We start from the raw sequence: 12,136 nt of genomic DNA on the forward strand, positions 1-12,136 counted from the left end.
GGTTCCGTGACTTGACGATCCGTCATGGCATGCCCATCCGCTGGCGGTAGGCCGGGAGAGGGCCGGCGTTCGCCAGGACGGCGGCGCAGGCGGTGTCGGCAGCGCAGGCCTGGCCGGGGTCGCGGGCAGGAAGCAGGGTGTTGCCGGTGAAGGAGAGACCGTGCGGGTCACCGCACCCCTTGTCGTCCGGGTCCCGATGGTTGGCCGGGGGCCAGGCTCCGGGATACTCCCGTCGTTCGACCCATTCGGGTACGGCGTCGTCCCAGAAGTTGCCGCGGAAGCGCACGTTCTGGACGGGGCGGTCGCCCCAATCCTCGCTGCAGCCGCCGATGGAGGCGACGTAGTCGTAGACCGTGTTGCGGTCCACGGTGACCCAGTTGGTGCTGTCGTCGGTGTAGATCCCCACGTTCCAGTCGCCGTACTTGCTGTCGGTGACCGCGTTGCCGCTGATGACGGCTCCGTCGGCGAAGGAGCTGCCTTGTTCGCCGCGCAGGTAGATGCCGCCTCCGTCCTGGAGTTCCTGGTTCGTCGCGAAGACGCGGTTGTCGAGGATGCGGTTGCGGTGCATGATGCCGCGCAGGTCGTCGCCGGGCCCGGAGAGGATGCCGCTGTAGGGCACGTCGTTGACCTGGTTGTGCGCGATGGTGGTCTCCCGGGTCGCGGTGTCCCAGATGCCGGAGGCCGCGTGGTACTCCGCGCCGATGTGATGGATCCAGTTGTTGGTGATCCGGTTGCCGCGGTTGGTCCCCTTCTGGTCGGGCGGGACTACCCCCATCAGGATGCCGCCGTCGGAGACGTCGCTGATGACATTGCCGTCGACGACGTTGTGCGAGCTGTTCTCGGAGAGCTCCAGTGCCTGGGCGCCCAGGTGGGTGAAACGGTTGCCCTCGAAGGTGATGCGCTCGGCGGTGCGGAAGGCGACCGTGCCGGGCACCGTGAGCAGCCTCGCGTCCCCGCGCTTCCCCGGCCGCAGGTACATGCTCCACGCGGCGGGAAACCCGGCGGGTTCGCTGGGCGCGAGCCAGGTGGCGTGGGCGAACGTCAAGCCGTGGAAGCCGATGTCGTGAACGGGACGACCCGGGCGGCCGGTGCCGGTGACCAGGGCCTCGAGGACCGGGGCGACCACGCCGACACGGCGCATGTCCTCCCCGGGCCGCGGGAAGTAGAACAGCTCATGGTGTCCGGGCCGGGATCGGTCGAGATACCAACTGCCCGGCCTGGGTGCGAAGGTGGGCGAGTTCTCCACACTGTTCGGCGCTTCGAGCAACTCCGTTCCCCCGTACAGCCCTTGGGCCAGATCCCAGCACGGCTGGTCCATGGTGATGACAGTCCGGCGGACGCTTGCGGAGACGCCCGCGACTCCGCAGCGGCCCTCGAGATAGCCGGCCCGGTAGACGAACTCGATGTCGCCGGGGTTCCGCCAGGTCCGGGGGACGGCACTGGTGGTGACGTAACCGGTCCGCGTGGCCTTCAGCCTGCCCGGAAACCCCGCACCGGCGCGCGTGAGCCGCGCGGCCCGCCGGTCCCCGACGTACAACTGGCGCGTCTCGAGCCCGCCCACGTCCGCGCGCCAGAGCCCCTTCATCCGTCGGTCCGGCCGCCACCCGGCGATCTGACGACCGCCACTGATCGTCACCCGCTCCTGCCGCGGTGTCCCGTAGCCGTACGCCTGGTAGATCACCCGGTGACCGCCCCGGCCGGAGTCCCCCGCGGCCTCCGACAGTCGCAGCGGCGCCTTCAGTTGGTACGTCCCGCCGCGCAGGTTCACCACCAGGTCCGACGTCATCCGCGGCACCCGCGCACGCACAGCCTGTTGCGCGCGTGCCGGCGTGGCGAAGGGCCGGTCCAGGGTGCCGGGCCACGAGTCCTTGCCCCAGGGGGCGACGTACAACTGCGTGGGAGTCTCCGTCGGAGCCGGTAAGGCCGCCGCCGAAGAGGCCACGGCCGCCACCGAGAGCCCGATCGCCACCACCACCTGCGCCACGACGCCTGCCCTCGTCCGCACACGGAAGATCGCCATGCTGCCTCCTTGATGGACGGAGTTCCACCCTGGAGCAACACGGGAGGGTGCGCAGTCGTCCTTCGGTAGCGGCGACATCGACCAAAGTCGCGAGCGGCGAAGTCATCCTGATCCTTGAGCGGCACCGTTCGAAAGGCTCTGCGGAAAACCGTTCGATGGTCAGGAGGCTTCGAGGAGCTGCGGCAGGTTCTCGATTCTGAAGCCGAGGACGCACTCCTGAACCAGATCCAGGAGTTCCGTCTCCGTTATCCCGCTACCGACACCCAGGGCCCGCGCGGCAGCGGAGGCGGGGTCGGACACCAGCGCAAGAGTGACAGCGCCACTCGTCAGGGGCATGGCACAGTGTCGCGCAATACGTTCGGCCCTTCTCAGGGACTCGGCGCAGGCCGCCGTCATCAGGTGGCCGTGCCGTGTCAGGGGCCTCGCAGTCGGAGGGTCCGGGAGCGAATGATTGCGCAGGTGCTCGACAGGCCGGGTGTGCAGCCAGATCCGGTCCCACTCGGCCGCACCGTCGGTTTGCATCAAGGCAACGAGCAGGTCTTGGGTACTCAGCAGGAACGTGTTCGCACGGGCCAGGGTCGCTGCGCGATCGAGTGCTTGACGAACCGTATCGGTCACCGGCAGTTCTTCTGGAGCAGCAGGTGTTCCAGTGGGCTCAGATGTGACGGGTCCTCGCACCGGCGCTGAGGGCACCTTGAGTCCCTGCCCCCCTGTGGGGTCGGAACGGTTGAGAGCCCGACGCACCGACTCCGCGAGAGGACCGGCAGCAGTCGACGGGGCGGACGCCTCGTCAGAAGCTCTCTCGCCGCCGACGTTGTCCGGCAAGAGGCTCGCCGCTTGGCCAAACAGCCGTTTGACGCTGCCCACGGCCAAGGTAGTGAGAGCGGCCAACATCTGCCCGGCTGCCAGGACGTGCGTCAGAGCCGCCGACAGTTCATGCCGGCCAGCTTCCGACCCCAGGTGAAGGAGCATGCCCACGAGGGCAGCCGTGAACGCCGCCGCCATGGCGTACGGACCTGCGAGAGGACCGCGAACCCGCAATGTGGTCAGCGCCGACGCGATCACCATCGAGCCGACCACCAGCGCCATCCGGTTCGGGAGTGAGAGGCCGAGCCCTGCCCAGAGACTCAGCTCGGCACCGAGGAATACGCCCGCGAGCCCGGCGACCCAGGCAGCGCCGGCCCACAGTACGCCCGAGCGGCGCGCGCGGCGTCCGTATCGCAGTTCCTGTGCCGGTGGTGAGTGGGTCGGCAACACGAGCCGAGGTACGAGAGGTAATGACCATGCGAGCGTCAGAACCACGGCTGCCGGCCAACCACCGCTGGCCGATTCGAGAACGAGGAGAACCAGTCGTCGAAGGCCATCGAGATCCAAGCGGTCGGGAAGCCCAGGGGGCCCGCTCACGACTTGTGAGGCAACGCTGTCGGCAAGTCGACCGAACAGTCCCCAGGCGGCAATGATGCGGAAGTAGAGCAGGCAACCGATAACAACGGCTACTCGCTTCATGAATCTGAAGGTCCCGCTGTGGGCATCGCCAGTAGCCCGGCGGCTTTCCGAGTCCTCATCCACGGGGAACCATCCGGCCGCGACGGCGACGGGCCACCGTACGGCAATCACGGCCATGAGCAGGGTCGCCACGGCCATGGGCCAGAAGGCGTCACCGGCGCCTGTATCCGCCACGACCGAAAAGAACGGCGACACGTAGCGCCCCACGATCAGCCCGCATGTCAGCGCCATGATCAGTGGAACCGTCCGCGTGCTCCGACCAGCCAGCAGATCCGCCCAAGCGTGCCGCAACGTGCCCAGGCAGACAGCCACGGTGAGCGGGGCGCCGACCACCATGGCTGCAAGGGACGTCTCTCTGCCGACCGGGCCACCCGGCTGCCAGTACAGGTAGCCGAACACGGTGGCAAGCACGGAGAGGGCGAGCCCGCCGAAGAACCCGGCGCTCAACGCGTGAGACACCGGGAACCGCAACACGCTCAGCGGATCACGCAGTGCGGCCAGGCGATGTGCCGCGTCGGGGTGCCGGGCAAGCAGTCTGCCGAGACCGCCTCGTGCCTTCTTGCCCTGTGCCGCGAGCTCGGCCGAGTACGACATGCCTTCAGGCGCCACCGCTGCGGCTCGGGCATCAGCGCGGAACTCGCGGGCTCGCAAGAACGCGCGGACCAGCAGTTCCACCCCCACAGACAGCAGTGCCATCTGAGTGATCAAGAGGAGTGCCTGCGTTTCGGCCAGCGTCGGCAGGGTCAGCAGTGCTGCGAAGCAGTACGCGAAGGCCAACCGACGCATCGCACGCGCCGCTTGGTAGCGGCGGAGATCACCGGTATCGAGGTGGGCGAGCTCGTGGAGGATCACGGCATCGAAGGCATCCCGCCGCCGGGCGCCGAGTTCATACCAGGCCAGGTGGTTGTTGGACACGCGGATGTAGTACTTGCGCGGCGATCCGCCCACTCCCGTCGTGTGCCGCCCTCGACGAGCGCCGAAGATGAGTGGGCGGCGGCGCAGGTCGGTCCGCTCGGCCAGGGCGCGGATCCGCCGGGCCTGAGGCGCGTGGGAGGCGCCGAGGGGTTTCAACGTGCGCAGCCGCAGTGAGGAGGCGCCGGCATAGAGCATCAGCCCGAACAGCAAAGGCTGCCCCATGCGCTTCAGCGCCCCGGCTCCCATCGCGTGCAAGGACCGGGCGACACAGTGGATCTCGTCTGGGGATCGAAAGTGGCCTGCGGCCAGGCCATCGACGTACTGGAGGCACGACGGGATGTCGCCGCTGGTGAAGAGGACGTTGACGTACAAGGTGATGGTGGCGACCGCCAGTCCGAGCAGCACCAGCAAGATCGTGGTGTTCTCGGGAAATTCGCGTACGTCGAGCGCACCGCCGCCGTCGGCACGACCGCGTTGGTAGGGGGCGTTCACCTTTCGGGATTCAGCAGGGCACCCGTGACGGCGTCCGTGAGAGCGTGTGCTTCGGTTTCGTCGAGGCCTGCTGATCGTGCGGCTCGCAGTGCGGCATCCCGTACCACGGCCAAGGTCTCGACGGTCAGCGCCACCGACGTGTCGGCCTCTTCCGCGCCTCCGCGGTGGCGCGCACGGCGCAACAGTCGGCTGACCCGACCTGCCACCTCGTCCTGGACAGTGCCGATCAAAGCGTCGCGCGCCGCCGCGCACACCAGTACGGCGATCGGCGTGAGCAGCCCCAAGGCGGTGTCCACGCCGCTGCCCAATGCGCTGTCGTCGGAGCCGCGCTCTCTGCGGAGTCTGCCGCGAGGAGTCAGGTAGGGGTCGATCAAGGTGTCGAAAGCGGCGCTCTCCTGGGGCCTCCGCGCTTCCACGACCGCCCTCGTCCAATCCCGCAGCGACGGGACAAGGCGAGGTACGGGCAGTGCTTCACTCATGACGGATCCCCCGGGACAAGATCAGGACAGCAACAGGACAGCGGAAGGTTCCTCACGTAACGGCAATGATGTGAGGACCCATCAGATTAGTGGCGCCAGACTTCATGCTCAGGCAAATGCCTCAATCCGTGCGCACGCCGATCTCGCGACCAACCGCCTTGAGGTCAGCGCTGCTCTTCCCCGCCTCGAAGCCAGTGGTCCAGGAACTCGACCAGTCCCGTCTCCGAACGCTTCAACCGCTCGCGTTCCTCAGAGGGAAGGGATGCGAGGGCATCGACCAGAACCCGCTTCCGTGGGATGTGGACCATGTTCCCCGAGTAAATCCTGCAGGTTGAGCACCAGCCGAACCCGACGCAGCGCTCGAACATGGAGGACTCAGGCGGGTAGAAGCGGTACTGGTACGAGCGGACAGGCGTCCCGCATGCGGCACAGATCCGTCGTTCACCGTCCAGAACAGACCAGCCGCTCCCGACTTTGCGCCAGTGCTGCCGCCCGTCCGGTGCTCTTCAAGTCGTCATGTCCGGCATTCTGCCCGACCGAGGCCGCAGCTGCTCGCCCGGGCCTGGTGGGAGACGAGTTGGCACCTGCGCCCGGTCTGCTCGCTGGTCCGAGTGAAGGCATCTGACGAGCGTCAGTTCCAAGGTTCCCGGTAGGGGTTTTCGCCCAGTAGCTTCGCTGCGGCCACGCAGAGGTCTTCACCGAAAAGCTGATTGCTGCCCCATGGGGAGCCCCACAGGTCGGTCGCGGCCTGGGCCACAGCGCGCCAGGAGTAGTCCTCGTCGCATCGCCAGGCGCGGATCTGAGCAGCCATCTCCCGTGTGATCGCCGACGGGTCAATAGTGTTGGGCGTCATCCCAGCGATCCTAGGGAAGTTACGGAGAGCATGGCCCCGCCGACCGAGACGAGCACGGCCACAACATCGGGGACGACGGCACGCCCGGTGATGACGGGTCGGTGGAAGCCGCATGCCTCGCAGCGATCGCAGCGCAGATCTCCCTCGCCGTGGCCCTGGAGTTGGTGCGGATCGTGCTCCGCGGCGAAGGGGCCTGGCCGAGGCGTACTTCGGCACGGCCGGAGGGGCGGCGTACTGTGCCGCCTCTCCCTGCCGCCCAGTTGATGTTCCGGCCTTCGGCCGCTCGCCTGTCCCGTATTTCGCCGCAGCGTGGAACGGGGATGGGATTCTCGGTTCGTCTCCAGGAGCGGAACGGTTAGCCTCCCGATCATGACAGACCCGGTTCATGAGGGCAGTGCCCGTGCCGAGTTGGCCGCGGCACAGGCCGCGGACGTGGGCATGGGCCGACGAGTGGCATGGGCCACCGGTGACTTGATCGGTGGGGCCGTCGGAGGGGTCGGCCATCGCGACTTGGTGCGGTCGGCCGCGACGGCGGTGGTCGAGGGGCGCGCGGTCGCTGCTACGGGCGGTGACGACGAAGTCGTTTTGGTTTGGGACCTGTCGACCGGTGAGCGGATGGGCGACGCGTTGCCCGCCCGTGGCTCGGTGTGGGCGGTGGTGACGGGGATGGTGGACGGTCGCCCCGTCGCCGTTGTCGTCGATCCGTACACGCTGGCGCAGTCTTGGGATCTGACGGGGCGCCGGCCCCTTGCGGGCCGCGTCGGTGGGGCCTGGACGGCTGCGACGGCTGTGGTGGACGGTCGTTGCGTGGTCCTCACCGGCGGAAGCGCTCCGCGCCTGCACATGTGGGACCCGGTCACGGGCGAACTCTTGGGCGCCCTGACGGGGGAAGCCTCGAAGGGCCGCGTCGGCTCTGTGGTAGTGGTGGTGACAGCCGTGGTGGATGGCCACCCCAAGGCCCTCACCCTGCACGACGACAGCGCCGTCCACGTATGGGACCTGATGGAGCGCCGACACGAGGGCCGGGTGTTTTCTCCGGTCGGTGGCAGCCGCCAGCGGGTGTCGCTGACCGCCGCCGTGGTGGAGGGCCGCTTGGTCGCCGTCACCGGCGGCTGGGACGGCCGAATCGAGGTGTGGGAACTGGCCACCCCCACGGGAATGGTCGGCCGTACGCCCCTGACCGCCCACACCGGTCCGGTGTGGGCCATCGCGACGGCTGTGGTGGACGGCCGTCCGGTCGTCGCCACGGGTGGCGACGACCGGACGGTACGCGTATGGGACCTTGTCGCGCACCGCCAGGTGGGCTCGGATGTGTTGTTCTCCTCGGAGGTGACCGCGGTGGCCATGGCGCCCGACGGGCGGTTGGTGGTGGGGTTCGGCGGTGACATCGCCGTCCTGGCCCCACCATCCGCTTGACCAAGCGGGCGACGCCGGCCACGGGTGGATCAACGAAGCCGGCTCAATGCTCGGCGACGCCGACCACGGGTAGATCAACGAACCGGGCTCAATGCTCCTGGACTGGTTGATGTGGCGGCCAACTGCCTGAGCGCGGTGACGGGTTTGCGTCGTCCGTACGCGACAGCCGTCGCTGTTCCGTCGGTGTGGGTCCAGGTCAGCAGCGCACGGCCCTCGGCCACACTGCCCTCGACCGTGGCCGGTTCGCCAAGGAGCGGCAGGGGGCCGACGATCTTGATGGACAGACCGGCTACCTCGGTCCAGAAGTAGTCGTCCTGCGCCGGTCCGGAGGGAGGGAGACCCAGGGCGGAGGCGGCCGCGGTCCTGCCCTGGGCGACGGCGTTCGACCAGAACGGCGCACGCCGGTGCGGCCGGGCGGCGTTGCCGCGCAGGAATGTGACGTCGCCGGCGGCGAACACGCCGGGAACGGTGGTGGCACACGCGTCGTCGACGCCGACGCCGAGGCGGTCGGCGAGGCCCGTACCGGCCAGCCAGTCGACGCAGGGCACCTCTCCGGCACAGGTCACCACGAGGTCTGCGGTGAGCTCGGTGCCGTCGGGGAGCAGCACGCCGTGAACGGGGTCGCCGGTGAGGGCGGCAAAGCCGGTGGCCTGCACGAAGCCGATGCCGTACGCCGCGGCCCGCGCGGTGATGGCAGCGGACAAGTGGTCGCCGAGGATGCGGTGCAGCGGCCGGTCGGTGTCCACGACGGTGACCGGGATGCCGCGGGCGGCGCAGGCGCTGGCCACCTCCATGCCCAAGAAGCCGGCGCCGATCACGATCGCCGTGGCGGCGTCGGCCAGGCGAGTGCGGAGCAGGCGGGCGTCGTCCAGGGTGCGCAGGACCAGTTCGCCCCGCTGCCCGGGGGCGGCGAGTCGGCGGGCGGCCGCGCCGGTGGCGACGATCAGTGCGTCGTAGCCGACCTGCCGGCCGTCGGCGGTCGTGACGGTGCGGCGCCGGGGGTCGGCCGCGACGGCGGCCGAGCGGATGACGCCGATGTCGAGGCCGTCGAGGTTCAGCCCCAGGGTGTGGTCGACTGCCGGGTCTTTCAGGACGGCCTTCGAAAGGGGTGGGCGGGAGTAGGCGCCCTCTTCCTCCGCGCCGATGATCGTGACCGGTCCGGTGTGACCGAGGGTGCGCAGGTGGCGAGCGGCCGTGGTGCCGGCGAGTGACTCGCCGACGATGAGCACCGAGCGTGGTGCGGTCACGACAGGACTCGCAGGGCGGCGACCGGGCACGCGTTGACCGCCGCGCGGGAGGCCTGCTGATGCTCATCGGGAACCTCGGAGCCCTCGAAGTGGTAGGTCAGTTCGGCGTCGTCGTCCAGGCTGAAAACGCCGGACGCCTGATCGGCACACAGGCCGTGGCCTTCGCAGCGGGCGTAGTCGACGGAGATCTTCATCGTGCGGTCCTCACAAGGGCGTGCGGTGGGGTTCAGGCCGGGATGAGTTCGAGCGGCAGGCGCTCGAGGCGGTGGATGACGTTGTTCAGGGCCCATTGGGGTGTGCCGGCCGGCTCGATGCGGTCGACCTTGTCGACCAGGGCACGGAGGATCGCGGAGGTCTCCATGCGGGCCAGGCCCTGGCCGGCGCAGCCGTGGGTGCCCTGCCCGAAGCCGAGTTGGCGGGCGGCGTCGCGGCGGATGTCGAACGTGTCCGGGTCGTCCCACTCCAGCGGGTCGCGGTTGGCGGAGCCGTACAGGACCAGCACCCGGGAGCCCTTGGGGAGGGAGATGCCGGCAAGTTCCGTGTCGTGGGCCGTGGTCCGGGAGAAGCCCCGGATCGGGGACTGGTACCGGACGACCTCGTTGACCGCGTTCGACACGAGGTCGGGGTCCGCCTTCAGCAGGCGCCACTGTTCGGGGTGGGTGGCGAACAGGTGCAGCGCGCTGGAGATGGCGCTGATGGTGGTGTCCAGGGAGGGGGCCAGATAGTCGATCATCATCGTGGCGCACTCGGCCGGCATGATCCGGCCGTCGTCGGCCGCGCACAGCAGGTCGTGGCCCAGGCTGCTGTCCAGCACGGACCGGTCACGGACGACACCGCGCGCGTAGCGCATCATGCCGAGGGACGCGGGAAGTGTGCGTACCGACTGGCAGTTGAGCGGGCCCAGGGCGTCGAAGGTGGCGCCGGCCCAGCGCAGCAGGTGCTCGCGGCCCTGCCGGGGCCAGCCGACCAGGTCGGGGACGACGGACATCGGCAGGGCCGTGGCGACCTCCACCGCATCGACGGTGCGCTGGGCGACAGCGGCCTCCACCACCGCGACCGCCTGCTCGTCGACCATGTCCTTCATGGTGCGCAACGCCCGGGGGGTGAGGCGGTGCGCGAGGAGGGAGCGGCGGCGGGCGTGGTCGTCGCCGTCACTGAACAGGGTGGTGCCCTGGCCCACGCGGTTGGCGACGGGGTTCAGGGCGACGCCGCCCGAGGAGATGAAGGTCTGGTCGTCGAGCAGGACTTGCTTGCATTCGGCGTACCGTGGCAGGGCGTAGACCTTGTGCTTGCTCAGCCACACCACGGGGCCCAGGTGACGCAGCGCGGCGTAGTGGGGATACGTGTCGCGGATGGCCGACGCCGAGTACAAGTCGGGGTGGTATATGGGAATCTCTGTGCGCGTGGGCATCAACAGTCCTCCTCAAGGAGCCGTCGGCGCGCGGAGGCGAGCCTGTGTGGCGGGCAGGTTCGTGGGCGGCAAGCCGCAGGAGTGGGCGCCGACCCAGACACTTGACTGCCCATCCCTGGGCAACAAAGCCGTAATGAAGGAATCATCAAGGCTGACAGATTGCTCCGTCAAGGGTGGCGCCGGGATCGTGCGAGGAAGTCATCACCACTTTGCAATGCCCCCCGCGTCCTGGGCGCGGCCGCCGGCCGGCTGTTCGCCCGACACCCCGACCAGTGGGACGCCCTGCGGGCCGACCCGTCCCGTTCCCGGTGCCCACCGTCTACCTGGAGGTCCTGCGCATCGCGTCGCCCACACCATGGGAGTGCGACGGCGTCGGCATCCCTGCCTGTGTCGGCCAGAACCTGACCAAGCCGGAGGCCCACGCTCCCCTCACCTGGCACGGGTGCGCAGGTTCGAGATCGGCAAGGCCGAGTTCATCGTGAACAACACCCTGGACGGTCTGGGCAGGCTTCCCTGCCGGATCGTCGCCTGAGGGAGCCGAGCGGCTGAACGCCTCAGGACGACTCGCGGACGACCAGTTCCGTCCGGAGGATGACGTGACGCCAGGCCACGGACTGTTCCTCCATCTCCTCCAGCAGCAGCTTGATCATGGCCCGGCCCATCTGCTCCAGCGGCTGGCGCACCGTGGTCAGGGGCGGCTCCGTGCGCTGGGCCAGGGGAAAGTCGTCGAAGCCGATGACGGCGACGTCCTCGGGGACCCGGCGGCCGGCCGCGCGCAGTGCGTGCAGCGCCCCGGCCGCCGTGGTGTCCGAGGCGGCGAGGACGGCGTCGAGTTCGGGGTGGCGTTCGAGGAGTTCCGTCATGGCGCGGCGTCCGCTCTCCTCCGAGAAGTCGCTCTCCGCCACCCAGGACCGCGACGTCTTCTGGCCTGCCGTCGCCAACGCGTCCTGATAGCCGCGCAGTCGGCACTGCGCGGCGTACATGTCCAGTGGGCCGGTGATGGTGGCGATCGCTCTGCGGCCCTGTTTCAGCAGGTGGGACACGGCGTTTCGGGCGCCGCCCACGTTGTCCGCGTCGACGTAGCTCACGTACTCGTCACCCGAGCGGCGCCCCATCAGCACCGTCGGCACGCGCGCCTCGGCGAGCATGTCCGGCAGTCTGTCGTCGGCGTGCACCGACATCAGCAGCACGCCGTCGACCCGGCCTCCGCGGGCGTACTCCAGGAAACGCTGCCGTTCGGTCTTGGAGCGGACCAGGGTCAGCATCAGCTGCATCCCGGTGTCCGCCAGCGCGTCGCCGAGTGAGCGGACGATCTCGGAGAAGAACGGCTCCGCGAACTGCCTCCAGTCAGGCTCCGTCAGCACGAGGGCCACGGCGTCCGCACGCCGGGCGGCCAGGGAACGGGCCGCGAAATTGGGCACGTACCCGAGTTCTTCGATGGCTTGTTGCACGGCTTGGCGCGTCGATTCCTTCACGCCGGCCGCGTTGTTGATCACCCGGGACACCGTGCCCCGTCCGACCCCGGCGTGGGCAGCCACCTCTTCCAGAGTCGGCGCTCCAGGTCGTCGCCCGGCCATGACCACCTCCCCCACCCGCGAGATCACCGATCTTACGGGGCGGAGCAGCCGGGCACATGCCTTCCGCACATGATCGGACAGGGTCGGCCGGAAGCAGGTCCTGCTCACGTCCGCTGGGGCGGGGGGGGGGGGGGGGGCGGGGCCGCCCCCCCCCCCCCCGGGGCGGCGCCGCCGCGGGGGGGCGCCCCCCGCGCGCGCGGGCGGCGAGACCTCGGCGCGG

9 protein-coding genes are annotated in these 12,136 nt (G+C 69.4%); 1 reads left to right on the top strand and 8 read right to left on the bottom strand.

Features of this window, described 5'->3' with window-relative positions:
- Positions 1-22: 22 nt before the first annotated feature.
- From ACFUO4_RS01620 to ACFUO4_RS01635, 4 genes are all read right to left on the bottom strand, one after another.
- Positions 23-2,020, bottom strand: a complete 1,998-nt coding sequence (locus ACFUO4_RS01620; protein WP_383478658.1) for a right-handed parallel beta-helix repeat-containing protein — start codon at positions 2,018-2,020, stop codon at positions 23-25.
- A gap of 159 nt (positions 2,021-2,179) precedes the next feature.
- Positions 2,180-4,933, bottom strand: a complete 2,754-nt coding sequence (locus tag ACFUO4_RS01625; protein WP_383478660.1) for a M48 family metalloprotease — start codon at positions 4,931-4,933, stop codon at positions 2,180-2,182.
- Positions 4,930-5,412, bottom strand: coding sequence for a hypothetical protein (locus ACFUO4_RS01630; RefSeq protein ID WP_383478663.1), 483 nt, complete (start codon positions 5,410-5,412; stop codon positions 4,930-4,932). Before ACFUO4_RS01630 ends, ACFUO4_RS01625 begins: the two co-directional genes overlap by 4 nt.
- Positions 5,413-6,043: 631 nt before the next feature.
- A complete protein-coding gene (locus ACFUO4_RS01635; RefSeq protein WP_383478666.1) occupies positions 6,044-6,265 on the bottom strand; it encodes a hypothetical protein in 222 nt (73 codons plus the stop codon).
- A gap of 369 nt (positions 6,266-6,634) precedes the next feature.
- Between ACFUO4_RS01635 and ACFUO4_RS01640 the strand changes: the two genes are divergently transcribed.
- The gene (locus ACFUO4_RS01640; protein WP_383478669.1) at positions 6,635-7,681 is read left to right on the top strand and encodes a WD40 repeat domain-containing protein; all 1,047 of its coding nucleotides are present in this window, start codon (positions 6,635-6,637) and stop codon (positions 7,679-7,681) included.
- Between the two features lie 74 nt (positions 7,682-7,755).
- On the opposite strand, the gene ACFUO4_RS01645 is transcribed toward ACFUO4_RS01640, so the two are convergent.
- From ACFUO4_RS01645 to ACFUO4_RS01660, 4 genes are all read right to left on the bottom strand, one after another.
- Positions 7,756-8,928 carry an NAD(P)/FAD-dependent oxidoreductase gene (locus tag ACFUO4_RS01645; protein WP_383478672.1) on the bottom strand — a complete coding sequence of 391 codons (1,173 nt, stop codon included), beginning with the start codon at positions 8,926-8,928 and terminating at the stop codon, positions 7,756-7,758.
- Positions 8,925-9,122, bottom strand: a complete 198-nt coding sequence (locus tag ACFUO4_RS01650) for a ferredoxin (RefSeq protein WP_383478675.1) — start codon at positions 9,120-9,122, stop codon at positions 8,925-8,927. Before ACFUO4_RS01650 ends, ACFUO4_RS01645 begins: the two co-directional genes overlap by 4 nt.
- Positions 9,123-9,154: 32 nt before the next feature.
- The gene (locus ACFUO4_RS01655) at positions 9,155-10,339 is read right to left on the bottom strand and encodes a cytochrome P450 (RefSeq protein WP_383478678.1); all 1,185 of its coding nucleotides are present in this window, start codon (positions 10,337-10,339) and stop codon (positions 9,155-9,157) included.
- Positions 10,340-10,893: 554 nt separating this feature from the next.
- Positions 10,894-11,916, bottom strand: coding sequence for a LacI family DNA-binding transcriptional regulator (locus ACFUO4_RS01660; RefSeq protein ID WP_079309219.1), 1,023 nt, complete (start codon positions 11,914-11,916; stop codon positions 10,894-10,896).
- Between the last annotated feature and the right edge of the window lie 220 nt (positions 11,917-12,136).

Origin of the sequence: Streptomyces sp. NPDC057280 (assembly GCF_042668605.1) — a bacterium.
Classification (GTDB): domain Bacteria; phylum Actinomycetota; class Actinomycetes; order Streptomycetales; family Streptomycetaceae; genus Streptomyces.

What these genes read in the sequence shown, in the direction of transcription:
- ACFUO4_RS01620 (WP_383478658.1), bottom strand. Translation starts at nt 2,020, where the DNA reads ATGGCGATCTTCCGTGTGCGGACGAGGGCAGGCGTCGTGGCGCAGGTG.
- ACFUO4_RS01630 (WP_383478663.1), bottom strand. Translation starts at nt 5,412, where the DNA reads ATGAGTGAAGCACTGCCCGTACCTCGCCTTGTCCCGTCGCTGCGGGAT.
- ACFUO4_RS01635 (WP_383478666.1), bottom strand. Translation starts at nt 6,265, where the DNA reads ATGACGCCCAACACTATTGACCCGTCGGCGATCACACGGGAGATGGCT.
- ACFUO4_RS01640 (WP_383478669.1), top strand. Translation starts at nt 6,635, where the DNA reads ATGACAGACCCGGTTCATGAGGGCAGTGCCCGTGCCGAGTTGGCCGCG.
- ACFUO4_RS01650 (WP_383478675.1), bottom strand. Translation starts at nt 9,122, where the DNA reads ATGAAGATCTCCGTCGACTACGCCCGCTGCGAAGGCCACGGCCTGTGT.
- ACFUO4_RS01655 (WP_383478678.1), bottom strand. Translation starts at nt 10,339, where the DNA reads ATGCCCACGCGCACAGAGATTCCCATATACCACCCCGACTTGTACTCG.
- ACFUO4_RS01660 (WP_079309219.1), bottom strand. Translation starts at nt 11,916, where the DNA reads ATGGCCGGGCGACGACCTGGAGCGCCGACTCTGGAAGAGGTGGCTGCC.